The organism is Streptomyces sp. NPDC002889, assembly GCF_042888425.1.
In the GTDB taxonomy this organism is placed as follows: Bacteria; Actinomycetota; Actinomycetes; order Streptomycetales; family Streptomycetaceae; genus Streptomyces.
Genome location: NZ_JBIAPT010000014.1, coordinates 122,472 through 148,469 on the forward strand (window position 1 = coordinate 122,472; position 25,998 = coordinate 148,469).

38 protein-coding genes are annotated in these 25,998 nt (G+C 69.4%); 30 read left to right on the plus strand and 8 right to left on the minus strand.

All coding sequences use genetic code 11. From position 1 onward, the window contains the following. Positions 1 to 371: 371 nt before the first annotated feature. Positions 372 to 776 (plus strand): SSI family serine proteinase inhibitor, encoded by a 405-nt coding sequence (locus tag ACFYWI_RS22270; RefSeq protein WP_389235213.1) that lies wholly within the window; start codon positions 372 to 374, stop codon positions 774 to 776. Positions 777 to 786: 10 nt separating this feature from the next. On the opposite strand, the gene ACFYWI_RS22275 is transcribed toward ACFYWI_RS22270, so the two are convergent. The 5 genes from ACFYWI_RS22275 to ACFYWI_RS22295 form a co-directional block, all read right to left on the minus strand. Further along, complete coding sequence (locus ACFYWI_RS22275; RefSeq protein ID WP_389235216.1) at positions 787 to 945, minus strand: hypothetical protein; 159 nt, start codon at positions 943 to 945, stop codon at positions 787 to 789. A gap of 92 nt (positions 946 to 1,037) precedes the next feature. After that, positions 1,038 to 1,988 carry a cytochrome c oxidase assembly protein gene (locus ACFYWI_RS22280; RefSeq protein ID WP_389235219.1) on the minus strand — a complete coding sequence of 317 codons (951 nt, stop codon included), beginning with the start codon at positions 1,986 to 1,988 and terminating at the stop codon, positions 1,038 to 1,040. A 109-nt stretch (positions 1,989 to 2,097) separates the two neighbouring features. Next, positions 2,098 to 3,123, minus strand: coding sequence for a 6-phosphofructokinase (locus ACFYWI_RS22285; RefSeq protein ID WP_389235222.1), 1,026 nt, complete (start codon positions 3,121 to 3,123; stop codon positions 2,098 to 2,100). A gap of 165 nt (positions 3,124 to 3,288) precedes the next feature. Further along, the gene (locus tag ACFYWI_RS22290) at positions 3,289 to 4,017 is read right to left on the minus strand and encodes a type 1 glutamine amidotransferase (protein WP_389235225.1); all 729 of its coding nucleotides are present in this window, start codon (positions 4,015 to 4,017) and stop codon (positions 3,289 to 3,291) included. 28 nt (positions 4,018 to 4,045) lie between these two features. Continuing rightward, a complete protein-coding gene (locus ACFYWI_RS22295; RefSeq protein ID WP_389235228.1) occupies positions 4,046 to 5,284 on the minus strand; it encodes a MurT ligase domain-containing protein in 1,239 nt (412 codons plus the stop codon). Between the two features lie 147 nt (positions 5,285 to 5,431). Between ACFYWI_RS22295 and def the strand changes: the two genes are divergently transcribed. Beyond that, positions 5,432 to 5,998, plus strand: coding sequence for a peptide deformylase (gene def, locus ACFYWI_RS22300; RefSeq protein ID WP_389235231.1), 567 nt, complete (start codon positions 5,432 to 5,434; stop codon positions 5,996 to 5,998). Positions 5,999 to 6,065: 67 nt separating this feature from the next. Here the strand turns inward: def and ACFYWI_RS22305 are convergent, their stop codons facing one another. After that, the gene (locus tag ACFYWI_RS22305) at positions 6,066 to 6,701 is read right to left on the minus strand and encodes a TetR family transcriptional regulator (RefSeq protein ID WP_389235234.1); all 636 of its coding nucleotides are present in this window, start codon (positions 6,699 to 6,701) and stop codon (positions 6,066 to 6,068) included. A gap of 163 nt (positions 6,702 to 6,864) precedes the next feature. On the opposite strand from ACFYWI_RS22305, the gene ACFYWI_RS22310 reads away from it, so the two are divergent. After that, positions 6,865 to 8,103 (plus strand): acyl-CoA dehydrogenase family protein, encoded by a 1,239-nt coding sequence (locus tag ACFYWI_RS22310; RefSeq protein ID WP_389235237.1) that lies wholly within the window; start codon positions 6,865 to 6,867, stop codon positions 8,101 to 8,103. Positions 8,104 to 8,196: 93 nt separating this feature from the next. Here the strand turns inward: ACFYWI_RS22310 and ACFYWI_RS22315 are convergent, their stop codons facing one another. Together ACFYWI_RS22315 and ACFYWI_RS22320 are read right to left on the minus strand one after the other, a co-directional pair. Continuing rightward, positions 8,197 to 9,486, minus strand: a complete 1,290-nt coding sequence (locus ACFYWI_RS22315) for a tyrosine-type recombinase/integrase (RefSeq protein WP_389235240.1) — start codon at positions 9,484 to 9,486, stop codon at positions 8,197 to 8,199. A 389-nt stretch (positions 9,487 to 9,875) separates the two neighbouring features. Continuing rightward, positions 9,876 to 10,364 carry a helix-turn-helix domain-containing protein gene (locus ACFYWI_RS22320; protein ID WP_389235243.1) on the minus strand — a complete coding sequence of 163 codons (489 nt, stop codon included), beginning with the start codon at positions 10,362 to 10,364 and terminating at the stop codon, positions 9,876 to 9,878. 246 nt (positions 10,365 to 10,610) lie between these two features. Here ACFYWI_RS22320 and ACFYWI_RS22325 point away from each other — a divergent pair, with 246 nt between their 5' ends. The 27 genes from ACFYWI_RS22325 (at position 10,611) to ACFYWI_RS22455 (ending at position 25,927) form a co-directional block, all read left to right on the plus strand. Next, the gene (locus ACFYWI_RS22325; RefSeq protein WP_389235246.1) at positions 10,611 to 10,844 is read left to right on the plus strand and encodes a helix-turn-helix domain-containing protein; all 234 of its coding nucleotides are present in this window, start codon (positions 10,611 to 10,613) and stop codon (positions 10,842 to 10,844) included. After that, a complete protein-coding gene (locus ACFYWI_RS22330) occupies positions 10,813 to 11,127 on the plus strand; it encodes a hypothetical protein (RefSeq protein ID WP_389235249.1) in 315 nt (104 codons plus the stop codon). The genes ACFYWI_RS22325 and ACFYWI_RS22330 overlap by 32 nt, the downstream gene beginning before the upstream one ends. Positions 11,128 to 11,211: 84 nt before the next feature. After that, positions 11,212 to 11,487 carry a hypothetical protein gene (locus ACFYWI_RS22335; protein WP_389235253.1) on the plus strand — a complete coding sequence of 92 codons (276 nt, stop codon included), beginning with the start codon at positions 11,212 to 11,214 and terminating at the stop codon, positions 11,485 to 11,487. Then, entirely contained in the window at positions 11,484 to 11,957 is a 474-nt protein-coding gene (locus ACFYWI_RS22340) for a hypothetical protein (protein WP_389235256.1), read from the plus strand. Before ACFYWI_RS22335 ends, ACFYWI_RS22340 begins: the two co-directional genes overlap by 4 nt. Then, on the plus strand, positions 11,957 to 12,379 hold the full coding sequence (locus tag ACFYWI_RS22345; protein ID WP_389235259.1) for a hypothetical protein: 423 nt from the start codon (positions 11,957 to 11,959) through the stop codon (positions 12,377 to 12,379). Before ACFYWI_RS22340 ends, ACFYWI_RS22345 begins: the two co-directional genes overlap by 1 nt. Further along, positions 12,376 to 12,864, plus strand: a complete 489-nt coding sequence (locus tag ACFYWI_RS22350) for a hypothetical protein (RefSeq protein ID WP_389235262.1) — start codon at positions 12,376 to 12,378, stop codon at positions 12,862 to 12,864. The genes ACFYWI_RS22345 and ACFYWI_RS22350 overlap by 4 nt, the downstream gene beginning before the upstream one ends. Positions 12,865 to 12,966: 102 nt before the next feature. Beyond that, a complete protein-coding gene (locus ACFYWI_RS22355) occupies positions 12,967 to 13,323 on the plus strand; it encodes a hypothetical protein (RefSeq protein WP_389235265.1) in 357 nt (118 codons plus the stop codon). Then, positions 13,320 to 13,721: a hypothetical protein gene (locus ACFYWI_RS22360; protein WP_389235268.1), complete on the plus strand. Its 402-nt coding sequence runs from the start codon at positions 13,320 to 13,322 to the stop codon at positions 13,719 to 13,721. The genes ACFYWI_RS22355 and ACFYWI_RS22360 overlap by 4 nt, the downstream gene beginning before the upstream one ends. A 117-nt stretch (positions 13,722 to 13,838) precedes the next feature. Continuing rightward, a complete protein-coding gene (locus ACFYWI_RS22365) occupies positions 13,839 to 14,222 on the plus strand; it encodes a DUF6915 family protein (RefSeq protein ID WP_389235271.1) in 384 nt (127 codons plus the stop codon). Beyond that, complete coding sequence (locus ACFYWI_RS22370; RefSeq protein ID WP_389235274.1) at positions 14,219 to 14,734, plus strand: hypothetical protein; 516 nt, start codon at positions 14,219 to 14,221, stop codon at positions 14,732 to 14,734. Before ACFYWI_RS22365 ends, ACFYWI_RS22370 begins: the two co-directional genes overlap by 4 nt. A gap of 88 nt (positions 14,735 to 14,822) precedes the next feature. Beyond that, a complete protein-coding gene (locus tag ACFYWI_RS22375) occupies positions 14,823 to 15,161 on the plus strand; it encodes a hypothetical protein (protein WP_389235277.1) in 339 nt (112 codons plus the stop codon). Next, the gene (locus tag ACFYWI_RS22380) at positions 15,161 to 15,313 is read left to right on the plus strand and encodes a hypothetical protein (RefSeq protein WP_389235280.1); all 153 of its coding nucleotides are present in this window, start codon (positions 15,161 to 15,163) and stop codon (positions 15,311 to 15,313) included. The genes ACFYWI_RS22375 and ACFYWI_RS22380 overlap by 1 nt, the downstream gene beginning before the upstream one ends. Beyond that, positions 15,310 to 15,681, plus strand: coding sequence for a hypothetical protein (locus ACFYWI_RS22385; RefSeq protein ID WP_389235283.1), 372 nt, complete (start codon positions 15,310 to 15,312; stop codon positions 15,679 to 15,681). The genes ACFYWI_RS22380 and ACFYWI_RS22385 overlap by 4 nt, the downstream gene beginning before the upstream one ends. Next, complete coding sequence (locus ACFYWI_RS22390; protein ID WP_389235286.1) at positions 15,678 to 16,469, plus strand: hypothetical protein; 792 nt, start codon at positions 15,678 to 15,680, stop codon at positions 16,467 to 16,469. Before ACFYWI_RS22385 ends, ACFYWI_RS22390 begins: the two co-directional genes overlap by 4 nt. A 20-nt stretch (positions 16,470 to 16,489) precedes the next feature. Further along, entirely contained in the window at positions 16,490 to 17,098 is a 609-nt protein-coding gene (locus tag ACFYWI_RS22395) for a hypothetical protein (RefSeq protein WP_389235289.1), read from the plus strand. A gap of 102 nt (positions 17,099 to 17,200) precedes the next feature. Beyond that, positions 17,201 to 17,737 (plus strand): hypothetical protein, encoded by a 537-nt coding sequence (locus ACFYWI_RS22400; protein WP_389235292.1) that lies wholly within the window; start codon positions 17,201 to 17,203, stop codon positions 17,735 to 17,737. After that, a complete protein-coding gene (locus ACFYWI_RS22405; RefSeq protein ID WP_389235295.1) occupies positions 17,734 to 20,352 on the plus strand; it encodes a bifunctional DNA primase/polymerase in 2,619 nt (872 codons plus the stop codon). Before ACFYWI_RS22400 ends, ACFYWI_RS22405 begins: the two co-directional genes overlap by 4 nt. Before the next feature lie 448 nt (positions 20,353 to 20,800). After that, positions 20,801 to 21,178 carry a hypothetical protein gene (locus tag ACFYWI_RS22410; RefSeq protein ID WP_389235298.1) on the plus strand — a complete coding sequence of 126 codons (378 nt, stop codon included), beginning with the start codon at positions 20,801 to 20,803 and terminating at the stop codon, positions 21,176 to 21,178. An 11-nt stretch (positions 21,179 to 21,189) separates the two neighbouring features. Continuing rightward, on the plus strand, positions 21,190 to 21,879 hold the full coding sequence (locus ACFYWI_RS22415; RefSeq protein ID WP_389235301.1) for a hypothetical protein: 690 nt from the start codon (positions 21,190 to 21,192) through the stop codon (positions 21,877 to 21,879). Between the two features lie 55 nt (positions 21,880 to 21,934). Further along, positions 21,935 to 23,083, plus strand: coding sequence for a DNA cytosine methyltransferase (locus ACFYWI_RS22420; RefSeq protein ID WP_389235304.1), 1,149 nt, complete (start codon positions 21,935 to 21,937; stop codon positions 23,081 to 23,083). Positions 23,084 to 23,128: 45 nt separating this feature from the next. Beyond that, positions 23,129 to 23,479 carry a hypothetical protein gene (locus ACFYWI_RS22425; protein WP_389235307.1) on the plus strand — a complete coding sequence of 117 codons (351 nt, stop codon included), beginning with the start codon at positions 23,129 to 23,131 and terminating at the stop codon, positions 23,477 to 23,479. 65 nt (positions 23,480 to 23,544) lie between these two features. After that, on the plus strand, positions 23,545 to 23,877 hold the full coding sequence (locus tag ACFYWI_RS22430; RefSeq protein WP_389235310.1) for a MazG-like family protein: 333 nt from the start codon (positions 23,545 to 23,547) through the stop codon (positions 23,875 to 23,877). Then, entirely contained in the window at positions 23,874 to 24,104 is a 231-nt protein-coding gene (locus tag ACFYWI_RS22435) for a hypothetical protein (protein WP_389235313.1), read from the plus strand. Before ACFYWI_RS22430 ends, ACFYWI_RS22435 begins: the two co-directional genes overlap by 4 nt. Further along, entirely contained in the window at positions 24,101 to 24,274 is a 174-nt protein-coding gene (locus ACFYWI_RS22440) for a hypothetical protein (protein ID WP_389235316.1), read from the plus strand. The genes ACFYWI_RS22435 and ACFYWI_RS22440 overlap by 4 nt, the downstream gene beginning before the upstream one ends. Then, positions 24,256 to 24,621, plus strand: a complete 366-nt coding sequence (locus ACFYWI_RS22445; protein WP_389235319.1) for a helix-turn-helix transcriptional regulator — start codon at positions 24,256 to 24,258, stop codon at positions 24,619 to 24,621. The genes ACFYWI_RS22440 and ACFYWI_RS22445 overlap by 19 nt, the downstream gene beginning before the upstream one ends. A 167-nt stretch (positions 24,622 to 24,788) precedes the next feature. Further along, a complete protein-coding gene (locus tag ACFYWI_RS22450; protein WP_389235322.1) occupies positions 24,789 to 25,322 on the plus strand; it encodes an HNH endonuclease signature motif containing protein in 534 nt (177 codons plus the stop codon). Then, positions 25,322 to 25,927, plus strand: a complete 606-nt coding sequence (locus tag ACFYWI_RS22455; protein ID WP_389235325.1) for a hypothetical protein — start codon at positions 25,322 to 25,324, stop codon at positions 25,925 to 25,927. The genes ACFYWI_RS22450 and ACFYWI_RS22455 overlap by 1 nt, the downstream gene beginning before the upstream one ends. The last annotated feature ends 71 nt before the right edge of the window (positions 25,928 to 25,998 follow it).

Consider the following 25,998-nt stretch of genomic DNA (forward strand, 5'->3'; position numbering starts at 1 on the left):
CTCCTGCGGATACGGACCCAAGCGGGCGAACGATCTGGGGACAAGTATCCCTGTATGAGCCGATTTCCCCCATCGGGGAAGGCCAAAACCGGCCTGCGAGCCGGGCGACGGCACGGCGACCCGGTCGCCCGCATCAGCGGCCTGTGCTCGGGGGCCGGGTGAGCACGCGGCCGTCCCGCACCGGCGCATGGCGGCGTGCGCCAGGGCCGGGCAGGGCGCATGCGCGCCGCGGTAAGGGGCGTCCTGTGCACCCGTACGTATCAGTGTGCGGCGTGGTGCCTTGCCTCGGGGCGTGCCCGGGGGGTGCTCTGGGCCTCGCCCCGCCCGACCGTGTCCGACGTGAGTCGGCTCTCCAGCACCAGGAGCACCGGATGCACCGCAGCGCCGCCTTCGCCGCCGCCCTTGTCGCCGTCGTCGCGGCCGTCCCCGCCGCGTCGGCCTCGGCGGCGGGCCATGAAGAAACCCCGACGCCGCCGCACGGTCTGTTTCTGACCGTGTCGGGCGACGAGAACACCTGGATCCGTGGTGTCCTCCTGCACTGCAGCCCCCTGCCGAGCGGGCCGCACCCCGACCCGGTGGCCGCGTGCGCGGAGCTGGAGGTGGCCCGCGGCGATCTGGACACGCTGCCGGGTGATCCGCACCCGTGCACCAAGCAGTACGATCCCGTCACCGTCAGCGCCACCGGCGCCTGGCGCGGTCGCCCGACCGCCTGGCACAAGACCTACGCCAACGTCTGCGAACTCTCCGCCGCGACGGGCAGCGTCTTCCGTTTCTGAGCGGAGCGGGTCAGCTGCTGCGCGACGAGATCACCCCGAGCGTCACCAGACCGAGCACCACCCACCCGAACCAGAGCCAGCCATTGCTGCCGAGTGCTGCCGTGTAAGCCGTCACGACCACCAGGGCCCCGACGGTCAGCACTCCCATCACCTTCGTGGATCCGGACATGCATGCCCTCCTCGGACGGCGGCCGACGGCCCGGGCCGTCGAGGACAATCGTCGCCCCGGAGGAGGGCACCGCGCTACTGCCAGGTCCCGCGCTAGTGCCCGCGGGCCTGGAGTGAGGCCAGGTAGGCGTTGTACGCCTCGAGCTCCTTGTCCCCGTCCCGGTCCGCGGCCCGGTCCCGACGCTTGGCCTGGCGCTGGTCCGAGCGGTACCACTGGAAGACCAGCGCGATGAGCACCAGCACGGACGGGATCTCGCTGAACGCCCAGGCGATCCCGCCCGCCGCGGTCTGGTCACCGAGCGCGTCGATGCCGAGTGACGCCGGCGGGTTCTCGTACGCCTTGATCATCGGTTCGGTCGCCATCATCAGCGCGATGCCGAAGAACGCGTGGAACGGCATGCCCGCGAACAGCTCCAGCATCCGCATCACATAGCCGGGGCGGTGCGGCCCCGGATCGACGCCCATGATCGGCCAGAAGAACACCAGGCCGACCGCGAGGAAGTGGACCATCATCGCGGCGTGCCCGGGCTCGGACCCCATGAGGAAGTCGAAGAGCGGCGTGAAGTACAGCGCGTACAGGCTCGCGATGAACAGCGGGATGGTGAAGGCCGGGTGCGTGACGATCCGCATGTAGCGGCTGTGCAGCAGCATCAGCAGCACTTCGCGCGGTCCCTTGCTGCCGCGCGCCGCGACCGGAAGCGCCCGCAGCGCCAGCGTGATCGGGGCGCCCAGCAGCAGCACGATCGGCGAAACCATGCTGATCACCATGTGCTGCACCATGTGCACGCTGAACATGACCATGCCGTAGTCGTTCAGCCGGGTGCACATCACCAGTGCCACACTCAGCACGCCGATGACGAAGGAGACGGTACGGCCGACCGGCCAGGCGTCGCCGCGCCTGCGCAGCCGGACGACCCCCCATCCGTACAGACCGAGCGCCACCAGACAGCCGATCAGGAAGAAGGCGTCCGGTGAGTACGCAAGGCCACGCCCCAGCGTGAACGGCGGCAGATCCATCGTCATGCCGTGCCCGCTGTGATCCATCTGTGTACTCCTGGGGGACTTCCCGATTCGCGCCTGTTGTCCGGACCAGACTAGAACCGCCCCCGGTCGCGGCTGCGACCGGGGGCGGTTCGTCGGGTATGCGGCTACCTCACAGGACGCACTCGGCCTCGGCGTAGCGTTCCGCGGGGACGGTCTTGAGGGTCTCGGTGGCCTCGGCGAGCGGCACCATCGTGATGTCGGTGCCGCGCAGCGCGGTCATCATGCCGAACTCGCCCCGGTGCGCGGCCTCCACCGCGTGCCAGCCGAAGCGGGTGGCGAGGACCCGGTCGTAGGCGGTCGGGGTACCACCGCGCTGAACATGGCCGAGGATCACCGGACGCGCCTCCTTGCCGAGCCGCTGCTCCAGCTCGATGGACAGCTGGCGGGCCACGCCGGCGAAGCGCTCGTGCCCGTAGATGTCCTTGCCGCCCTCGTCCCACTGCATCGAGCCCTCGCGGGGCTTCGCGCCCTCCGCGACGACGACGATCGCGAACCGCTTGCCCGCCTCGAAGCGCTGCCCGACCCGCTTGCTCAGCTCGTCGATGTCGAAGGGACGCTCGGGTACCACGATGGCGTGCGCACCGGCCGCCATGCCGGAGTGCAGGGCGATCCAGCCGGTGTGCCGGCCCATGACCTCCACGATCAGCACCCGCTGGTGCGACTCGGCGGTGGTCTTCAGCCGGTCCAGAGCCTCGGTCGCGACACCGACGGCGGTGTCGAAGCCGAAGGTGACGTCGGTCGATGCGATGTCGTTGTCGATGGTCTTCGGGACGCCGACGATGGGCAGCCCGCCCTCGGACAGCAGATTGGCGGCCTTGAGGGTGCCCTCGCCGCCGATCGGGATGATCGCGTCCAGGCCCAGCTCCGCCACGTACCCCCTGGCCCGCTCCACACCGTCGCGCAGATGCGCGGGCTGGACCCGGGAGGAGCCGAGGATCGTACCGCCACGGGCCAGGATGCCGCCCACCGCGTCAAGGTCGAGCTTGCGGTAGTCGCACTCCAGGAGACCCTTCCACCCGTCGTGGAAGCCGATGACCTCGTCGCCGTGGTCGACGACGGCACGGTGCACGACGGAACGGATGACGGCGTTCAGACCGGGGCAGTCGCCACCGGAGGTGAGCACACCAATGCGCATAGCCCGAAATACCTTTACAACGTGGGCCGACTCCGGACCACGTCGTCCGGTTGGATCCCCGCCACCCTACCGGCGCAGGGTGGCGGGGACGAACCGGGCGTCCGAGTGCTGGGACCGGGCTCGGGTCCCCTGCTCGGTTGAGCGAGCGGCCTGTCAGACGGGCTGTCAGGCGGGTTGTGTCGCGGTCGCGATCCGCTCCGCGCGCAGCGCCTCGTACCAGCGGTCGTCGGTCGGCGGCAGCGCGTTCACATCGAGGGCCAGCTTCAGCAGCAGATCCGCGATCTGCGGATTGCGGGCCATCACCGGACCGTGCATGTACGTGCCGAAGACGGTCTCGTTGTACGCGCCCTCGGTGCCGTCGCCCGTGCCGTTGCCCCGGCCGAGGATCGTGCGGGCGAACGGGCGGGCCGTGGGCCCGAGGTGGGTGATGCCCTGGTGGTTCTCGAACCCGGTCAGCTGGGGCAGGCCCAACTGCGGGTCGATGTCCGCCAGTACATCGCCGACGCACCGCTCGCCCTCGCCGCGCGTGGAGACGACGTCGAGCAGGCCCAGGCCCGGCTCGCGCTCACCGAGGTCGTTGACGAACTCGTGCCCGAGGATCTGGTAGCCGGCGCAGACCGAGAAGATGATCGCGCCGTTGGAGGCCGCCCGGCTCAGTCCGCCGTCGCGGCGCAGCCGCTCGGCCGCGAGGCGCTGCGGCCGGTCCTCACCGCCGCCGATCAGATAGATGTCGCCGGAGGTGGGGACGGGCTGGTCGCTGCGTACGTCCACGCGCATCACGTCCAGGCCGCGCTGCCGGGCCCGGCGTTCCACGACGAGCGCGTTGCCCTGGTCACCGTAGGTGCTGAGCAGGTCCGGGTAGACCCAGACCAGGCGCAGGCTGCTGTCACTCATGCTCATCAGTCCTTTTCGGGTCCGCGGGTCAGTTGCCGACGCGGCGGCGCACGTCCTGGAAGGCGGTGTAGTTGGCGATCAGCTCGATCCGTCCGGGCGGGGCCAGCTGCACCGCCTCGTCGACGGACTCGCACACGCGGAAGTCCAGGCCCGCGACCTCCAGGCGGACCGCGAGGTCCAGCTTCCGGTCGCCGATGACGAAGATCGGGTGGCCCGCGAGCCGGGTGTAGTCCACGTCCCACAGCCAGGAGGTGTCCGTGCCGTCGGCGCCGCGGGCGTTGACGGACAGGACGACCGGCGTCGGCGGCAGGTCGATCAGGGAGAACGTCTCCAGCCAGCCGGCGGGGTTCTTCGCCAGCAGCAGGCGTACCTCGCGGCCGAGGAACGAGACCACGTCGTACCGGCCGGCCACCGCCTGGACCTGGTACATGCGCTCCAGGGCGACCTGCGGCGGCACCCCGAAGGCGGCGGCGACCGCGGCCGAGGTGGCGGCGTTCGCCTTGTTGGCGCGGCCGGGCAGCTGGAGGTGAATGGGCCATGCACTGCCGTGCGGGTCGAGGACATGGTCGCCGCTGAGCACCCAGCTCGGTGCGGGGCGGCGGAAGCCGCACTCGCCGCAGAACCAGTCGTCACCGGGACGCTGCATCACACCGCCGCAGGACGGGCAGGACCAGGCGTCGTCCTTCCACTCCTGGCCGGCCGCCACCCACACCACGTTCGGCGAGGACGACGCGGCCCACACGATGAGCGGGTCGTCGGCGTTGGCGATCACGGTGGCCTTGGTGCCGGACAGGCCCTCGCGCCACTTCTCGGCGAGCATCCGGGTCTCCGCCGCACGGTCCAGCTGGTCGCGCGAGAGGTTCAGCAGTGCGATCGCCTTGGGGGTCACATCGCGGGCGACACCGGCGAGGTACTTCTCGTCGACCTCGATCACGCCGAACTTGGCGTCCGAGCCGCCGGCCAGCGCCGAGGTGATGCCCGCCGGCATGTTGGCGCCGAGCGCGTTCGACACGACGGGGCCACTGGCCCGCAGCGCCTCGGCGATCAGCCGCGTCGTGGTGGTCTTGCCGTTGGTCGCCGACACGAGGACGACGTCCAGGTGCTGCGCCAGCCGCCCCAGCAGATCGGGGTCGAGCTTGAGCGCGACCCGGCCGCCGATCACCGATCCGCTGCCGCGTCCGGCGGCGCGCGACACCGCCGCCGCGGCCTTGCCTGCCGTCACGGCCAGCTTGGCTCGCGGCGTCAGGGGCTCCGAGTTGCCTGACATCGTCCTTGATCCTCCTTGCGTCGGTCCGGGCCAGCCTATCGAGGTCCGGTGCCAGGCCCGTACCTCGGCTCCGGGGGAAAGGTGTGGAGGTCAGGCGGGAACGGCGGGAATGCGGGGGGAAAGCGGCGGGATCGTACGCTGTGCGCCATGCGAAACAGGCCGATCCCCGGCAGCTTCGGACTCGTCAGGGCCATGAGCCTGCTCGGCGAACCCGCGTTGCACGCCCCCTGCGCGACCGTCACCGACTTCGGCCCCGGGCTGGCGAAGCTGATCGAGGACATGTTCGCGACGATGTACGCGGCGCAGGGCGTCGGTCTCGCGGCCAATCAGGTCGCGGTGCCCTTGAGGGTGTTCGTCTACGACTGCCCCGACGACGAGGACGTCCGCCACCTCGGACATGTCGTCAACCCGCGGCTGGTCGCCGCGGACGGTGTCACCGTCCGCGGCCCCGAGGGCTGTCTGTCGCTGCCCGGTCTCGAGGCCGGCGTCGAACGCTTCGACCACGCGGTGGTGGAGGGTGTCGACCGGGACGGTGAGCCGGTGCGGGTGGAGGGCACCGGGTTCTTCGCGCGGTGTCTGCAGCACGAGTGCGACCATCTGGAGGGGACGGTCTACACCGACCACCTCTCGGGATGGCGTCGGTCCAGGGTCACTCGTGCGGCACGTAAGACGTCCTGGGGGACGGCCGAGCGCCGCGAGCGACTGCGTCGCTGACCCGCTCGGTCGCCGGCCGGGACAACGCACCGGCTCCGCTGCGGCGGGCAGGGGGAGCAGTGAAGCCCTAGAACCCGGGGCCGCCCACCCGGTCGTCCACCTCGAACAGCCGGCCGCTCAGCAGGTCGGTCAGGCTGTTCACCAACTCGGCGCGGGAGCAGGGGCGTTCGCTGAGCCACCAGTCGCCGGCGGCATGCATCATCCCGACGACGCCATGGCCCCACATACGGGCCAGCCGCTCCCCGTCGGGGCCGAGGTCCACCCGGTCGGCGATCACCTTGCCCAGCTCCTCGCCGAGCCGTCGCAGCAGCGGCGCGGAGTGCCGGCCGACGTCGAAGCCCTGCTCGGAGGTCTGGGTGTCCTCGCCCGGGTGCATCAGGAACCGGTAGACCTGCGGGCGCGCCTCGATGGCGGCGAGGTATGTGTCGAGGGTGGCCGCCACGCGCTCGCGGCGGTCGGCGGGTGCGTCCACCGCCGCGCGCAGCGCGTTGAGCAGGGCGTCGGTGTGGCGCTTGGCCAGGGCCCGGTACAGGCCGCCCTTGTCCCCGAAGTGCCGGTAGAGGATCGGCTTGGTGATGCCCGCCTCGGCGGCGATGGCGTTCATGGAGGCCTGCGGCCCGTCGCGGAGCACCACTCGCTCGGCTGCCTCGAGCAGCTCCCGGCGCCGCTGGTCGGCCGACCGCTGGTGGTGTGTCGTCTCCATGATTCGTTTCTCCCCGCCCTTGCGAAATGCGTGACGCGCAAGGTAACACCCGTTCGTCCGAGAGAGTGATCGGGTGGCGTCGGTTGACACGAGCTACCAACCGGTAACAGACTTCTGTTACCGTAAGTAACGCCCTGGTGGGCGTAGTAGTGCTGGAGGGGACATGACCGAGTTCACGCTCGATCTGAACGACGACCAGAAGCAGGTCCGCGACTGGCTGAACGGCTTCGCCAAGGACGTGATGCGCCCGGCCGCCGCCGAGTGGGACGAGCGTGAGGAGACCCCCTGGCCGGTCATCCAGGAAGCGGCGAAGCTCGGCATCTACTCCCTCGACTTCTACGCCCAGCAGTTCTTCGACCCCACCGGGCTCGGCATCCCGATGGCGGTGGAGGAGCTCTTCTGGGGCGACGCGGGCATCGCCCTGTCGATCGTCGGTACCGGGCTCGCTGCCGTCGGCGTCCTCTCCAACGGCACCGAGGAGCAGATCGGCACCTGGATCCCGCAGATGTACGGCGACGTGGACGATGTGAAGGTCGCCGCGTTCTGCTCCTCCGAGCCGGACGCCGGAAGTGACGTGGGGGCGATGCGCACCCGCGCGGTCTACGACGAGGCCAAGGACGAGTGGGTGCTGAACGGCACCAAGACGTGGGCGACCAACGGCGGTATCGCCAACGTTCATGTGGTGGTCGCCGTGGTCGACGCGGAGCTCGGCTCCAGGGGCCACGCCTCGTTCATCGTGCCGCCCAGCACCCCCGGTCTCTCGCAGGGCCAGAAGTTCAAGAAGCACGGCATCCGCGCCTCGCACACCGCAGAGGTCGTCCTGGACGGCGTCCGCGTCCCCGGCCACTGCCTGCTCGGAGGCAAGGAGAAGCTCGACGAGCGCCTGGCGAGGGCCCGCGAGCGAAGCGCCGCGGGCGCCACGTCCGGTGGCGAGCGGGTCAGGAACGCGGCGATGGCCACCTTCGAGGCGTCACGGCCGGCGGTCGGCGCCATGGCGGTGGGCACCGCGCGCGCCGCGTACGAGGAGGCCCTCGAGTACGCGACGACGCGCGAGCAGTTCGGCCGCCCGATCATCGACAACCAGGGCATCGCCTTCCAACTCGCCGACATGCGCACCCGGATCGACGCGGCCCGGCTGCTGGTGTGGCGTGCCTCCTGGATGGCGACCACGGGCAAGCCGTTCACCTCGGCCGAGGGATCGATGTCCAAGCTGTTCGCCAGTGAGACCGCGAAGAAGGTCACGGCGCAGGCCATCCAGATCCTCGGCGGCAACGGCTTCACCCGCGAGTACCCGGTGGAGCGCATGCACCGCGACGCGGCGATCTACACGATCTTCGAAGGCACCAGCGAGATCCAGCGCCTGGTGATCGCCCGGACCCTTTCGGGCATGCCGATCCGCTAGGACAACGCTACAGCAGAACGCGCATAGATGACCTTGCAAAGAAGCGCCCTCCCGTACCTGCGGGAGGGCGCTTCGTCTGTTGCCCGACCAAGATCAAGCAGCGATTGGGAGATTTCTGGGAGATCGTTTCCTGCGGGAGGGTTCGAGCGGGGGATGGGAGCCGAACTCGCGGCGGTCCACGGCGATCCTCAACGAGCCCTCCCACAACTGCTGCAGGTACTCGGCGATCGCCAGCTCCATCCTCAGTGTGACATGCGAGTACGTGCCTTCGACACCCTGCAGTTCATGCCCCATCCGAGCCTCGACCGCAGCCCGCGGATGGTTGCCCTCATCGAGCCAGACCTTGTGGGAATGGCGCAGGCCGTGGGGCGTCAGCCCCTCAACACCCAGCACAGGCCGCACTCCCACCCGTTCCTTCGCTCCCCGGACCACGCCGCGGGGCGCCCGCCCTGACACCAGCGGCTGCCAGGTCTCCCTGTACCAGTCGCCTCCTCGCAGCAGCCGGCCCCCCTTCGGAGCAGTGAACACCCACTCGCTGTCCGGCCTCGAGTCCATGAGCTGCTGCAGGAGTTCGGCAAGGAACAGGGGGAGGATCAGTCCGCGGCCCGAGTCGTACTTGTTGTCGATCTCGGTGAACACGCCGTCGACATACTGGCTTTGCTGCACCGAGTGCAGACGGGGCCCCTGCGTCGTGTCCTTGAGTGCCAGCTGGTCGCGGTGCACGCCGGCCAGCTCACCGATCCGCAGGCCCGTATATGCGGAGGAGAGAACGATCGCGTACTCATTGAGGCCCCGCATCTCGAGCGCGTTGCGCGCGATCAGCAGCACCTGGCGCGGGGATGCGATGACCCTCTCGTCCTTCGGCCTCGGCCGGTACTTGCCACGCCGGCCGGTCTTGCGCGTCGCCACGGGGTTGTCACCGCGGAGCTTCTCGGTGACCGCGTCGTCCATCATCGTGCGGAAGACCGACATGACAGCGTCCGCGTAGTTCTTGCTGATCCTCTGGCGCAGCCGCTTCTCCCAGGCAGCGATGCCGGTGGGGGAGAGGTCTCCGACCGCGACATCTCCCCACTCGGGGAGGATCTGGTTCTTCAGCCGCAGCCGGTATTCCTTCTCGCTCAACGGACCTACATCGACGGACGGCAGCCACTTCTCCGCCCACTCGCCGACTGTCATCCTGCCATCGCGAGGGTTGATGAACGTCTTGCGGCGGACGTCCGTCTCCAGTCCGGCCGCGTACTGCTCTGCCGATCTGCCCGTATAGAAGGGGTTGCCTTCGTCGTCTTTCGAGACGGAACCCCACTTGCCGTTGGGGAGTTTGTACCGGCCGCGGTATCGCATGCGGCCGTCCTTGCCCTTGCCGCGCTTCTCGAAGTACGCCACTGCTCACCTCGCTGGACGATTCTAAGTGGTCGGCTGGCCGGCTTATGGGGGTAGCCGGCACCGCCGTCATCCAGTGTGGACGCCCCGACGCGGCCTCTTCTGCTCCGCTTCCGGGGCCCAGTGACACGAGGTCAGCCGGAACGCCGCCTCGATGAATCGCGCACACTCGTCAGTGATGATCTGATCGTTGACCTGCAGTACCAACTTGCCGCGCCGAATGACAGGCCACACCTGCACGTTGTGCGGCATGCCAGACACCCGAAGAACCCGAACCTGCATAGGTCCCCCAAAACCACCGAGGTTGGCCCGCTCGTTGGTAACAACATGACATCACATGTGACAGGGGTGTGGGGAGGGGTCGGTGCTGATCGGTGAGCAATAAGTTGCGATCAGTTAGCAATCTCGGTCGGGTCGTCGTCTCCGTCGAGATTCTGAAGGTGGCGCTGAGCCTTCGCCCAGGCGAGGAGGTCGGCGCGGATCTGCTCGGGGCTGGCGTCTGGCTCGCCCTTGACGACCACGATCATCCGGGCGCTGGAGCCCAGTGGTGTCAGGTCGAGGACCGTGGTGTCGAGGAGCGGCCCGTCCTGTAGTTCCTGCAGGATCCGCAGCGGCAGGTCCGTTGGCGCGGGGGCTGTCTCGCTAAGGGGTGCTGGGTCACGGCCCTCGAGCACCTTCTCACCCGAGCCGGCCGCCCAGCCGAGGGCCCGCTCGACTGCGGGCAGCGATGCGGGAATCCGTTTGCGCTCCGTGCCCGACTCGAGGTTCTGGATCGTCGACTCGCTGACGCCTGCCGCTTTGGCGAGCGCCACCTGCGTGAAGTTCTTCGCTTCGCGTGCCGCCTCGATGGCTTCCGCCAGGCGCGGCCAGTCCTTGCCCATGCGCTCATCATGCACCAGGGCATGGCAACACGCACCCATCGGGACACCTAAGTGACCTGTATCAATCGGTGTTCGAGGCTCACATTCGTTGCTTTTTGAAGCAGAGCGCCGTGCACGCCGTGCCGTGCGCGCGCCCCCCATCTGACACCCCGTGCACCCAAAGACACCCATCGAGGGCAGAGAAACGCCCAAACAATCCGGGCGTACACCTTGCGAAGCGGCGACAACACCCATACTTTGGGTGCTGTGACACCGAACGGAGCCGCAATCAAGTCCATCCGTGAGGCACGCGGAATGAGCCTGAGACGGCTCGCCGTCCGCATAGATCGAGACCCCGGCTTCCTCTCTCACGTCGAGAACGAGAAGCAGGGAGCAGGGCTCGAAACGCTCAACCGGATCGCCCAGGAACTGCGAGTTCCCCTCGCAGCCATCACAAGGGAGAAGCCCCGTGACCAGGACGAACCTGGCCCCCTCGCCTGAAGTCCCCCCGACCGTCGATGCCGCGCTCATGGAGCGGCTGGTCGGCGCCCTCGAGAACCTGACCGCCTCGGCAGACCGCGAGCTGCGCACCTACTCGCCGGCCGAAGCCGCCGAGTACCTCGGCAAGACCGAGAACTGGGTCACCGAGCAGATTCAACTCGGCTCGATCCCGTACACGCGGATCGGGAAGACGCCGCGGCTGACGGCAGGGCACATCCGCTGGGTGCTGGAGAACGGCGAAGTCATGCCGCACAGGTACAGCCCCCGCCCCCTCGCCGCCTAGCGGCTATGCGGCCGACGCCGTGCTGGAACACGACGCCGGCCTGGATCCACCCACACCATCCGCGAGAACGAGAGGAGTGGACCCGTGTCCACTATTCCATCCGCATCGGCAGGCGAACCCCGCCTGGTCCCCGTCCCTATCCCTGACGCTGTCGCTGTTCTGATCGGCAGCCAGATGCCGGCCCACGTGCTGGAGGCGGAGATCGCCGCGGAGTCTGCGGCGTACTCGATCCGCCTGTGCCGCACCCCGGCCACTGCTCGGGCCCGCGAGTACCAGCTCGCCGAACTGGCCTGGCACAACAAGGTGCTGGCCGCCTACAACCCGCGCCTGATCGTCACCTCGAAGGCGGTGGCGGCATGAGCACTGGCGAGGTACTGGCCAACGTCACTCGCGCGGCCAACGACATGGCCCGCGAGATCGAGGCTCTCCGCAAGGAGCTGGCCGACTGGCACGGCATCCGATCGGCTCTCGATCTGATCCTGAAGCACGGCGACATGAGCGACACCGTCCGTCAGGAGATTGCGCTGCTGATCAGCGACGAGCCTGGCGTCGACGGGGCCGGTCGGACCTACGAGTCGTACCAGCCCGCCGCGACCGCCTCGGACGCCACCACCGGAGTCGAGGAGTACCCCGGCGAGCTGGCCCACCTGCGCGACCTGCTGCGGGCCGTCGGCCGTCTCGCTGACAAGCAGCCGGAGGGCAACCCGGTCACGGAGCTGCTGATCGACCACTACTCCGACAGTCGCATGGTCGACGCCCAGCTCGCGAAGTGCACCTGCGCCGGCTGCCGGGTCCACGGCGAGTGCCTGACCCCGAAGGCGGGTGCGTGATGGCGACGATCGGTATCCCCGCCCGCCCGTCCGGCGAATGGGAGTGGCCGCTGGAGCAGGTCGCGGACGAGCTGACCGCGTTGAAGGCGAAGGCCACCGCTGAGGGTCTGCTCCTCGAGCAGCGGCACCAGTACCTGGACCTCGACCCCGACTCCGCATTCCCCCTGCCCGGCTGCACCTGCCCCGCCTGCCCGCCCAAGAACCGGAGGTGCGTCATGAGCCGCCCGGTCGCGGTGGTCGTCTCGCCGCTCCTGTCGGATGCGCCGGTCGTGTCGGGTGAACCGGCACGGGCTCTGCTCGCCGGCCTGGACCTGGCGCCGCGGACCAGGGTCCCCGCCTGGATCACCGACGAGGGCTTGCGGGCCTCCATCCTCGCCGGGTTCGTCGACATCCCCGACGACCTGATCGGCGGTGCGGCGTGACACCCGACGACTACAGCCGCCTCTACGACGAGGCCCGCGAAGGGTCGCCGTTCTCCAACGGCACCGAGGGCGACGGCTGGCTGAGCGCGAACTGCTCGACCTGCATCCACGACAAGCCCGCACGGAACGGCGACGACGCCAACGGCTGCCCCCTGATCCTCGTGGCCCTGATGGGGCGAACCCCCATCCAGTGGATGGAAGGGCCCCTCTCCCCGGAGGGATACATCTCCATCGCCAACCAGTACCGGTGCATCGAGTACCGGCACGAGGACGACGGACCTTCCGATCCGCAGCCGATCCCGGACCCGCCCGGCCAGCTCACCCTCGCCCCGCGCTCGGACTACGAGGGCGTGCGGATGCTCAGCCCGCTGCCCGAACCGGTGCCCGTCGACGAGCAAGTACGGGCCAGCGCGGTCCTCACCCACGTGGTGCTCGCCGCCCGGGTGGCCCAGCTCGAAGCCGCAGTAAAGGCGGCCCGCCGGTGAGCCGCCTCCTGAACCCGATCGGCGTCGCCGTCTCCGCCGCCGTATTCCTCGCCCTCCACCTGTGGGGGCGCCACGAACTCAAGCTCCTCAAGGGGGAACCCCGTGCCTGACGCCGACCGCCTGGGCGAGATCCAGCAGCGCGTAGACCAGCTGAACGCAGACCGCATCCTGGCTGGCAGCACTTGGACCGCCAGCCCCGTGACCGAACGAAGCTCGCTGCCGCCTGTGCAGGCACACGTGGTGGAGGACATCCTCCGCACCCAGCACTCCGTAATCCGCGGCTCAGTAGGGGTCTTCGCCAACGAGCTGCATGCCGACTTCGCGGCAGCCGCCCGCGACGACGTGCCGTTCCTCCTCGACCAGCTGCGCCAGCGGGACGCCGAGATCGCCGAGCTGCAGTCCAAGCTCCGCATCCGCGAACGGCAGCTCGAAGACATGGACGCCGGGGTGATCGCGTGAGCAGCATCCTTCCCCGACTCCGCGGCACGGGCGGCCACCGCGCCGCCGACAAGATCCGCGAACTGCAGGCCGACATAGCCAAGCTCCTCAACTGGCAGCTGGCCGCACAGGACTACTTCGCCGTCCTCCAAGCCGACCGGGCCGACGTGTACGCCGCCTGGCAGTGGGCCGAAGACAAGGCCGCACGGGCTGAGGACATCGTCGCCCTGCAGGAAGTCCAGCTCGAGGACTGCGACCGGCAGATCGCCGACCTGAAGGAGCGGCTGCGGGTCGCCTGCCTCGCCGACTCGGCCGCCTCCACGACGCAGGAGATCGACGCCCGGACCATCCAGGCCCGGTTCGCCGAGGGCCCGGTCGTCTCGCTGCACCACTCGCCGCTGGCCGACAGCGGCACCTGATCCCGCCGGGCCGGCGGATGTCCACGGCCCCCGACCCGGCGCACCACGTAGGACGCCCCGCCCGAGACGAATTCGGGCGGGACGCCAAACCAGCATCGCACCCCAGGAGAAGCCGCTGTGAACAGCTGGCATCACGCCCAATCGTCCGCCCGCAAGTGGGGCGGCAGCCCCGAGCTCTACCTGCCCATCCACGAGTTCATCGACAGCTCCAAGCGAATCATCGGCGACGTCCGACACCGCTCCCTCTACCACCACACCGAGGGCGTCTGGCTCTGCCAGCGGATCTTCGGCGTCACCCTCGACGTCCCCAAAGCCCGCACCACGGCCAAGGTGCCCGTCCGCCTGATCGCCGAGCAGCACGTACTCGAAGACCTCGGCTGGCTCCCCTCCCCTGCGGACTACATCGAAGGCATGCCCGTCAAGGCGTGGATGTCCGGCAGTCAGCGCAAGACCGTGCCCCTCTCCCACCTGCTCCTCACCACCGCCGGAGGCGACCAGTGACCACCGCCCGCAACTTCCTTGGCATCCCCGTCGAGGGCGACATCACCCGCGGTGCAGACCGCGAGAAGCAGCGCCCGCTTGAGGAGTTCCAGCCGATCCTTCAGGCCGTGCTCGACGACCCGACCATCGTCGAGTTCGGGTGGCGTCAGGCCACGCCGTACTTCAACGACGGCGAGCCCTGCACCTTCAGCGTCTACGGCACCTGGATGCGCACCGACGCGGACCGTGAGGTTGAGGACGAGTACGAGCTCGAGGTGGGGTACAGCCACCCGAGCCTCGGCCAGATGACCGGCGGCGAATGGGTCGATGACCCTGACCGACCCGGCCGCAAGAAGAAGGTCGGCGAGCGGTACGAGGGGCCGGACCAGCAGCGGTACGAACGGGCGCGCGCGCTGGACCGAGCCATCGAGGGCGGCGAGTTCCACGACGTTCTCCTCGACGCCTTCGGCGACCACGCGACCGTGACCGTCCGCCGCGACGGCATCCAGGTCGAGTTCTACGAGCACGACTAGCCACCCCTCCCGGCCGCGTGACCCCCACCGCGGCCACCGCCCGCCCGGCCCCCACCGGGCGGGCACCCAAGACCCGCAAGGAGAAGCAGTGAGCACCAAAGGAACGAGTACCTCCATAGCCCGGTTCGATGCAGCCGCCGGCGAGCGCCTCAAGAACGACGGCATGGCAGAGGCCGACGACAGCAGCGACCCGGCATGGGCCGACCAATGTGACGCCGCCATCGAGGAGATGGCCCGCCGCCGCATCCCGTTCCAGGCCTCCGACCTCGTGAAGCAGGGACTCGTCGGTGAGCCGGACAAGCACCAGCAGTGGGGGCCGCGGTTCAGTACCGCCGCAAAGCACGGGCTGATCCGGGAGCTGACGGCCAGCAAGTCGAAGCGGACCTCGTCCCGCAGCTCCCGCCTCGTCACCTGGATCGGTGCCTGATGGCCGACCGCATCCTCTACTTCCTCGCCGCGACCGGCCTCGTCGTTCTCGTCGGCCTCGCCCTGGCATTCGCCGTCGCCATCGTCCTGCTCGCCGCCCAGACGATCCGGCGCCTCGCCACCCACGCACTCGCCAAGGAGACCGACCAGTGAGCGCCTCCAAAAGGAAAGGCACCGCGGCCGAAACCGCGATCGTCAACTACCTCCGCACCATGGGCTTCGTCCACGCCGAACGCCGCGCACTCAACGGCACCCAAGACCGCGGCGACATCGCCGGCATCCCCGCCGTCGTCATCGAAGCCAAGAACTGCGCACGCCAGGAACTCGCCGCCTGGGTGACGGAGGCCGAAGTCGAGCGCGACAACGATCGCGCCTCGCTCGGCGTGGTGTGGCACAAGCGCCGTGGCAAAGGCCACCCGGGCGACTGGTTCGTGACCATGTCCGGCCAGCAGTTCGCGTACCTGCTCCGCGAACTCCAGGGCCTGCCCGCGCTCGAGGTCGAGGGCGGTGAAGCAGCGTGATTGCCACCGGCTCCGACGACATCGGCCAGGCCCTCGCCTCCCGCGTCGCCGACCTGATCGTCGACGCGGCGAACAACGCGCCCCGCTCCCAGCAGAAGCGCATCGGCCCCTCCGAGGTCGGCGACCCGTGCGAGCGCAAGCTCACCTACAAGATGTACGACTGGCCGACCGTCACCGACGGCGGCGACCCCATCGCCTCCATCCTCGGCACCGGCTTCCACTCCTGGATGGAAGAGGCCTTCACCGGGCGCAACACGGCAGGCCGCTACAAGATCGAAGAGCGGGTGACCGTCCGCGAGGGCGCCACCGACGACTCGACCCTCGCCGGCTCGAGCGACCTGTACGACCGGGGCACCGGCACAGTCTTCGACTGGAAACTCGTCGGCACCTCCACGCTGGACAACTACCGGCGCAAAGGCCCCGGCGACCAGTACCGCAAGCAGGCCCACCTGTACGGGCTCGGTCAGGAGAACGCAGGCGAGACCCCGCAGCGTGTCGCCATCGTCTTCGTCGCCCGCTACCACGAACTCCGCGTCCACGTATGGACCGAGCCGTATGACCGGCAGGTCGCGCTTGATGCCCTCGAGCGGCTCGACCGCATCCGCCAGCAACTCATCGACCTCGACCCCGAGGCGCACCCCGAGCGCTGGTCCCAGATCCCCACGAGCGAAGAGGCCAAGTGCCGCTTCTGCCCGTGGTTCAAGCCCGGCTCCACCGACCTTTCCGTCGGCTGCCCGGGCGTCCAGAAGCAGCCCACCCGGAGCGGCTTCGAATCCCTGATCGCATAACAGCCAAGGAGCACACAGCAATGAGCACTCCGGTCAACGCCAACGACTTCCTCATGGGTGGCGGCGGCGCCCCCTCCGCCAAGTTCCCGACCATCGGCACCAGCTTCGCCGGGCGCATCACCGAACAGCCCACCGTCGAGCAGCAGAAGGACTTCACCACCGGCAACCCCAAGTTCTGGGAAGACGGCAACCCGGCCATGCAGCTCGTCGTCACCATCCAGACCGAGCAGCGCGACCCGTCGGTCGAGAACGACACCGGCAAGCGCCGGCTGTACGTCAAGGGCCAGCTGAAGACCGCGGTCCAGGAAGCCGTCCGTAACTCCGGTGCCCGCGGCCTCGAGGTCGGCGGCCACCTGACCGTCACGTACACGCAGGACGGCGAGGTGAAGAGGGCCGGGTTCAACGCGCCCAAGATCTTCCGTGCCGAGTACGTGGCCGCCGCGCAGATCGAGATGACCGCACCCGCCGCGGCGCCGTCGGGTGTCAACCCGACCACCGGCGAAATCACCGCACCGGCTGCGAATCCGGACCTGAACGACCCGGCGGTCCGTGCCCTGCTCGCGCAAATGCAGGCACAGCAGGGAGCGCCCGCCCCGGCGGGCGGCAGCTCCACCCCGCCCCCGTTCTGATCCATCCCTATCGCCCGCCCGGTAACCAGGCCGGCGCCCCGGTGTTCGACGCCCGGGCGGGCACTGCGCACCAGCCCCAAGACCAGAAAGGAGCCGCCCACTATGGACCACGCAACGATCCAGAGCATCATCAACGCCAACCGTCGCCGGGACGGCGAGCTCTACCGCTGCCGTCGATGCAGTGCCTCGTTCCGTACTTACGGATCCATGTGGTGTTCCGTCTGCCGGTACCGCCACTACTGCGGCCACCAGCACCGGCTCCTCGGCCACATCATCCGGCGCGACGGCAGCAAACAGGGCTGGTGGTGGTGCCTGGCCTGCGGCAAGATCCTCGCCGCCCGGAAGAGCGAAGGCCTTGGTCACTACCTCTTCCACGATCTGCGCGACGAGCACGACACGCCTGAGTGCGAACGCTGCGGCAGCGCCGCCGGAACCCAGCTCCACCACTGGGCGCCCCGCGCCATATTCGGCAGCCGCGAAGCCGACCGCTGGCCCACCGCGTACCTGTGCCCGCCCTGCCACTCCCAGTGGCACCAGCTGATGCGCCAGGCCGCGGGCGTCCGACTCCCGCCCGAGCAGCGCATCGACGAGTACAGCAGCCTCCCGACCCACTGCAACGACACCGAGGACGCGGCGTGACAGAGCTGACCATCCCCGAGATCACCGAGGAAGACGACACCATCTCCGCGGCGCTCAAGTACGCCGCCGCGGGCTGGTACGTCCTCCCGGTCAGCCGCGCCAGCAAGCACGCAGGATCCGTCCTCGGCAAAGGCTGGCCAGCCAAGACCAGCCGCGACGCCGACCAGATCGTCGCCTGGTTCGCCGGCTCCAGCGACAGCCTCGCCCTCCACATGGGCCGCTCCGGCGCAGTCGCCTTCGACGTCGACCACCCCGACCGCATCCCCGGACCGCTCGCGCAGGCAACCGCGGACACCGCAGCCCCGTTCCAATCCACACGCCGCAACACAGCCGGCCGCGGTCACTACATCTTCGCCGTGCCCGACGGCCGCACCCTCGGCAACGGCACCGGCGGACTCGGCAAGGGCTGGGGAGATGTCCGCGGCGCCAACGGCATCATCGTCGTCGCCCCTTCCACACACGAGAAGGAAGCCGACGGCGCGCACTACCAGTGGAAGCTCACCGGCCCCGTCCCTGTCCTGCCGGCCGAAGTGGCAGACCTGCTGAGGGATGCCGGAGACAACGCCGACGCCGCCACCGACGAGCAGCTGAAGAACTTCATCGACCGGCACACCAGCAGCGCGCGGCCCGAGCTGCTCGGCGGCATCCTCACCCAGTTCACGACCGCACTGTCACAGGGACAGTCGCGTCACGAGGCCGCGGTACTCGCGACCGCGTCCGCCGTGCGCGAGTCGGCAGCCGGCATGTACCCGGCCAAGACGGCGGCGGAGCAGCTGTTCGACGCCTTCGCCACCGCCATGCAGCAGTCCCGCGACGGGCAGGAACGCACCCGCAGCAAAGACAGCGCTCGTGCCGAGTTCCTGGGCATCCTCGCCTGGGCAATCGGGCAGCTCACCGAAGCGGACGTTGAAGCCACGCGTCAGAGCCTGGCCGCCCGGCTGCCCCGCGACGACGCCGAAGGCCTGCGCGCGCTGATCGCCGACCCGCCGCCCCTGCCCACCCCGCGGGAAACCGACGACGATCCGGCCGCAGGTGACATCCGCCCCTCGGTCGCCATCAACAACGAGCCCGCCGCCATCACCGGCATCGCCGACACGATCGCCGACGGCGCCCTGCCCGACACCTACGTCCGCGCAGGCAACCTCGTCCAGGTCGTCGAAGTCAGCGGCCACACCATCGCCGAGCAGCCCCACACCCTGACCCGCACCATCCAAGCCATCACACCCGACAGCCTGCGGCGCCTCCTCGCCCAGCACGTCGACGTCTACCGCACCAAGGCCAAGGACGGCGGCACTGTCCAAGTGCCCGCCAGCCCGGCAGTCGCCACCTGCAAAGCAGTCCTCACCGAAACCCGATGGCCCAAGGTCCCCGCCCTGGTCAACATTGTCGGCACCCCGGTGCTGCGCCCCGACGGAAGCATCCTGCAGGATCCCGGATACGACCCCGCCACCCGCCTCTACCACGCACCGCAGATGACCATCCCGCGGGTCCCCGACGTACCCGACGTCGTCGACACGGAACGGGCCCGCAGCTTCGTCCTCAACTTCGTCCTCGGCGACTTCCCCTGGGCATCCGCAGCAGCACTCGCCAACTACATGGCCCTGCTCATCTCCCCGATCCTGCGGCCCTACATCGGCGGCGTCGTTCCGCTCGGCGCGATCTCCGCCGCCGACCGCGGCTCCGGCAAGACCCTCCTCGCCGACATCATCGGCAGCCTCTACGGCGCAACCGTCCGCCCCTGGGTCAGCGACGACGACGAACTCCGCAAAGCCATCACCTCCACCCTGCTCTCCTCCAACGCCGTCGTCGTGTTCGACAACGTCGGCGAATACGACGCCGTCGACGCCCCGTCCCTCGCCAAGCTCCTGACCAACCCGGTGTGGGACGACCGCATCCTCGGGCGCAGCGAAGAGGCCCGCCTCGTCAACGACCGGCTGTGGCTGGTCACCGGCAACAACATCCGCTTCGGCGGCGACATCGCGCAGCGCACCGTTCTGGTGCACCTGGACCCCAACTGTCCGCGGCCAGACCTGCGCGGCGGCTTCCTCATCCCCGACCTGGGGGAATGGCTGGAGGACCCGGCCAGCCGCGCCAACCTGCTGCACCACCTGCTCGTCATGGTCCGGGCGTGGATCGTCGCCGGCGCCCCGCGCGAAGACCAGCCCATGCGCTCCTTCCGCCGGTGGGCCAGCGCGATGGGCGGCTTCCTCGCCTTCCACGGGCTGGCGGGCTTCCTGTCCAACCGCGACGAGATCGAGGCGCAGGACGACGAGGCGTCCATGTGGGCCGCGTTCCTCACCACCTGGTACTCGAAGTTCGGCAGCACCCCGCAGGTGGCGACCGACGTACTGGCCAGCGCCCAGACCATTCCCGGCTTCGGCTTCGGCGACGACCCGTGGAAAGGCACGTTCATCACCCGGGCCAACGGCACGCTGCCTTCCCCTCGTGGACTGGCGATGATGCTCGGCTCACGGCGCGGCAGGTTCTTCGGCGACCTTGTTCTGCACGGGGACTTCGACGCACACCGCAAGGTCTGGCACTACCGCGTGGACCGTTACGTGGCGGCCGACGGCACGGCTGAATCCGCGGCTGAGTCCCCGGGGGAAGCGGCATGAACAACACGCTGATTCTTACTCTGGGTTACCGATTCTTGCGGGTACTAGAAATCGGCCAGTACCCGCAGGTACCCGCGAAGTACCCGCAGGTACCCGCGAAGTACCCGCAGAGCCCCGGAGTGTCCCTCTCCGCATCACCCAAGCGGATCGCCCTCGTCCGTTCCTGCGGGTACTGGAACCCGGTTGCGGGTACTTCACTTCGCTTGCTACTTGCCAGTACCCGCACTTTCGATCTTGTAAAGATGCAGGTCAACAACTTGCTGCGGGTACTTGCGGGTACTTGCGGGTACCTAATCGCACTCAATGCGTTGAGAGATGAGAGAACAAGATCGTCTAGCGCGCTTTTTCATATAGGGGCGGGGAACCGGCTTCCAGTACCCGCAAGTACCCGCAAGCCCTCCAGGGTCACTCACCGTGTAACTGCGGCAGAGCCGGCGCGGGTGGTCGCATGACCCCCGCCAAGCGCAAGCCTCCGCCGTCGTGGCTCGACTTCTCCAGCCCGATGAGCGACCGGCCGCGGACCCAGCTCTGCCCCTGGTGCAAGGCGCCGATACTCCGGGCCCTCGTCGGCCACGTCGCCGCCGTCCAGGTGCGCGCCGACCCTCGGCCCCTCGATCTGCAGCAGGAACTCGCGGCCCGCCTCCAAGGCCGCCTCACCTACTGCCTCCGCCTCCACCCGCTGCTGCGGCCCCGGCTTCTCCACCGCGGCCCCGAACACATCCGCGCCGGCCGCTGCACCCACATCGTCGTCGCCGACCACCAGTGCACACGGACACCGGCGCCCGCCGAACCCGCCAGCACGACCGAACCCGACCACCTGTTCTGAAGGAGGAACCAATGCCCGATCGAATCCCCGCCCACGGCGCAGCCAGCCGCTACCAAGGCCCCCGCCGCCACAACCGCTGGGCACCCTGCCGCTGCGATCTCTGCCGCGCTGCTTGGCGCCGCGACTGCAAGATCCGCGACCTGCGTCGGCTGCGCGGCGCCGCCGCCTACGTCGACCGTGCCGTGGTCGTGGCCCACATCAACCGGCTCATCGCCTCCGGCTGGAGTCAGACCGCGATCTACACGACGGCAGGCGTGGCCCGCCGGACGCTCTGGTCGTGGCTGAACGGAACGGTCGAAGGCGTACAGCACTCGGCCGCCGCCCGCGTCCTGGCTCTTCGCCCGGTATCGAGGACACCCGATCTGGTTCCGGCGATCGGCACGGCCCGGCGGCTTCAGGCGCTTGCTGCCATGGGCTGGCCCGTGACCCGCAGCGGCATCGAGGCCGGCATCAGCGACACGCACGCCCGGAACTTGGCCCGCGGACGACGCCAGCAGGTGACGAAGGAAGTCGCCCAGAAGGTCGACGTGTACTACCGCCAGCGCTGCATGCGTCCCGGACCTTCGGCCTGCGCCAAGACCGTGGCCCTGCGCAACGGCTGGGTGACCGCGGTGGCTTGGGACGACATCGACGACCCGAACGACATCCCGCACATCAGCCCCAGCTATAGGCGCCCGAAGCACCTGGCCAGCGCCGCATGACTGCCCCTGCCGGCCCCCACCTCGAACCCACCCACCCCGACCCGAAGGAGGCACCGTGAACGGCCCGCGGATCGGCTCGCTGTGCACCGGATACGGCGGCCTGGACATGGCCGCAGAAGCGGTGTTCGGGGGCAGCACCGCATGGGTGTCGGACATCGACCCCGGCGCCTGCCGGATCATCGCCCACCGCATGCCCGGCGTGCCCAACATCGGCGACCTCACCAGCACTGACTGGCACCAAGTGCTCGACACGTTCGGACGCCCGGACATCACCCTCGGCGGCTACCCATGCCAGCCCTTCAGCAACGCCGGACTCCGGAAAGGAACCGAAGATGAGCGGCACATCTGGCCCGACATTGCCCGTGCCCTTGGGGTTCTACGACCCCGAGTCGCGATCTTTGAGAACGTCGCGGGTCACCTTCGACTCGGATTCGACATCGTCCTCGCCGACCTTGCCGGCCTCGGGTTCGATGTTGAGTGGTGCCTTGTACGCGCGTCGGAGGTCGGCGCTCCCCACCAGCGGAACCGACTCTTCATCGTCGCCACTGCTGCCGACGCCCCGACCGCAGACCAAGGGCGGCTGCTCCGCAGTGGAGGCTCCGCCGAACCGGCAGGGCGGCCCGAACCTCGCGACAGCGATTGCGCTGCTGCCGACGCCACGGACCTCGGACACGAACGGGGCCGGGGCGCACGGGACGGGCGGCCCGGACCTACGGACTGCGGTGTCCCTGCTGCCGACACCGGCGGCGCGGGACTGGAAGTCGGGGGAGTCGAACCTGATGGACAGGAACGCCAGGCCGTTGAACGAGGTCGTCGTGAACCTGCTGCCGACTCCGGCTGTGGCGAACTGGCCGAGCAATCGCAGCCCGTCGGCGGGCGCGGCGATCAGGCCGACCCTGCACTCGGTGTCGGAACTGATTGGGGCAAGTTCGCCCCCGCCGTCGCCCGATGGGAAGCCGTCACCGGACGACGTGCCCCCTGGGCAACTGACGATCGCAATCGCCTGAGCCCCGCCTTTGTCGAGTGGCTGATGGGCCTTCCCGCCGGCCACGTCACTGACGTCCCCGGCCTGACCCGCACCCAGCAGCTGAAGGCGCTCGGCAACGGGGTCGTACCGCAGCAGGCCGAGGCCGCCATCCGACTCCTTGCAGCGCGCGCAGCCACCGCCCCCGCCGTGTCGTCCCGTCTGACCCCCGCCGCCTGACGCACCCACCCGCGCCCCGCCCGGGGCCCACCGAAGGAGAACCGCATGCCCGACCTGCTCATCACCCCCGAGCGCGCCAAAGAGATCAAGCGCGCCGCCGCCCGCCATGCCGCAGGCATGATCCTCGTCTCGCTCGTCGAGTGGGCACCCCGTGAGTACGCCCCCAACGACGCACGCAGCGATGCCGAAGAGGGGCTTCTTCGCGAGGAGATCGAGCGCATCGCCTACGAGATCAAGGCCCGCTCCGTCGTCGGCACCGCGCAGCCGTGCGCCAAGTGCGGGTTCCGGTATCGCGTGAAGGCCAACGGGCGTGTGGGCCGCCACCACGGCGTGGACCAGGCCGGCTTCTCCACGGGCGAGCCGTGCCCCGGCGTCGGCCTGACCCCTGCCCCGTGACCCGCGTGTCCCCGCCGGGGCAGCCGGCGGGGACCCACCCACCCAACCACGAAGGAGACAGCCTGATGTTGAACCCCGACCAGTGGAAGACGATCACCGGCCTCGTCGGCTGGCTTGACCGCGAGAACGGCCGCGACCGGCAGGAGATCACCCTGCGCCTGCTGAAACTCACCGAGGAAGCGGGCGAGGTCGCGCAGGCGTGGATCGGCGCCGTCGGCCAGAACCCGCGCAAGGGCACCACCCACAGCCCGGACGATGTCGCCGCCGAACTGTGCGACGTGATCGTCACCGCTGCGGTGGCGCTCGTCAGCATCGTCGACGCCGATGCCGAGCCGGTGTTCGCCGCGAAGCTGCAGCGCATCGCCGACCGGGTGGCCGCGCTGGAGGTGACCGCATGAGCCGTCAGCCGATGACCACGCCCGCTGATGAACTCAGCGCCGCCGCCGAGAAGCTGCGCCCGTCCTCCCCTGCCGTCGCGGCGCACACCGAGTGGGTCAAGATCCGCCCGGCTGCTGCGGAAGCCCTCGCCGAGCTGCTGGACGACCTCGCTGACGGCGACGACGAAGGCGAGATCAACCCGTGGGCCCTCGCCGTGGCCCGCGCCCTGAACGGCGGCCCGCGGTGACCGCCGTGCAGCCGCCGCTGTTCCTGCCGGGCTGGGAGGTGGAGCCGTGCGACACCGCCCCACCCCCAGCCCGGGTCCGCATCCCGCGGTGGATGAAGAACACCGTGACCGTCCGCATCCCGATCGACCAGTACCCGGAAGGAGCCAGCCAGTGCCAGGCCCAGACCTGACCGACCGCGAGTTGCACGTTCTCCGACGGTCGGCACAAGGCGAGATCTACGACCGGATAGCCGCCGACTGGGGCGTCACCGGCCGAACCGTGAAGCAGATCGCTTCCAGGATGTTCAAGAAGCTCGGCGCCACGTCCATGCCGAACGCCGTGCTGCTCGCCTGCCAAGCCGGCCTCCTCGATGGCCGGCCCCGCCGTCACGGCGACCACGCCGGGTTCATGCAGCACGTGCGCGCCGGGGAGGACGCGTGGGACTGCGAGCCGTGTGCCACCGGCGAGCGGGCCTATCGGGCCGAACGGCGGGCAGCGAGACGGGCCACCAAGACCCGGGCGGGGGTGGCGGCGTGACGCATCGACGCCGACGGCTCAGGCCGCAGCGCGCCCGAGAAGGGCCCCAGGCGCCCGCCTAAGCCACGAACTCGCCCCGCATGCACCGATCCTCATCCGACCCCGAGAACGCCAGCGAGGCGCACAGCCCCGCCCCGCACGCCCGAACCGCCCAGCAAGGAGCCGACGTGACCCAGCCCGCCGTGTGCAAGATCGATGACTGCAGCAAGCCGGTTGATGCCAGGGGTTGGTGCGCCATGCACTGGTGGCGTTGGCGCCACTATGGCGATCCCCTTGCCCTGAAGCCGAAGAAGTCGGTGATCGAGAGGATCGCCGAGAGGATCGAGAAGGACGCCTCGTCTGGCTGCTGGATCTGGACGGGGATCCGCAACAACAAGGGCTACGGCCGGCTCTACATCGGAGAGAGTGGAAGACAGGAGCTCGCCCACCGGCTGTCCTACGAACACCACGTTGCGCCCATACCTGACGGCCTCGTGCTCGATCACACCTGCCGCAACCGTGCCTGCGTGAACCCTGAGCACCTTGAGCCGGTCACCTTCGCCGAGAACGTCCGCCGCGGCGATGCCGTGAAGACGCACTGTCCTGCTGGGCACCCCTACGACGAGTCCAACACCGGTAAGGGCAACGGCAAGCGCTGCCTGACGTGCCATCGAAAGCGGCAGCTCGAGTACTACCACCGCACGAAGAACGGAGCCGCGTGATGGAGACCCCCGAGTCCTGGCCGTGTGCCGTGTGCGACAAGCCGTCCCAGCCCCGCGTCCACCGCGGCTGCGAAGACCGCATGCGCGCCAACCTCGAAGCCCTGCCCGGCCTGTACCGCCAGCTCGAGTCCGCGCTCTACCCCGGTCGCCGCGGTGGTGACGGACGCTCCGCCACCCGCACCGCACCCCTGCCATGCAGCCTTGATGCCGTAGACCTTCGGGCCCGCGGCGGCATCGAAGGCGTCGTCGGTGGCTGGGCCCGCGACCTGTGCGAGCGCGAGCAGTGGACCGTCCCCGAGTACCGCAGCGTCGAAGCGGTCATTGACTGGGGGACGAAGACCCTCCTCGTCAACCTGCCGATGATCTGCGACGAGCATCCCGCCGTGAAGGAGATCGCGCACGAACTCCAGTCCACCGTCGCCCAGGCGCAGCGGCTCATCACCGGCGACCGCCCTCCACGCCGAATCCCCGTCGCCTGCCCGTGCGGCCAGACGCTGCGCATCACCCTCGACACCGCCGGCGTCCGCTGCCCCGGCTGCTCCGAGCAGTACGGGCACACCGAAGCCCTGTCACTGCCGCTCGCGGAGAGGCGGGCCGCGGCGTGACCACCCCAGCGGGTGAACCGCAAGGCGCCCACCGCATGGCACCCACGTCAACGGCCGTGCATGCCCTACGA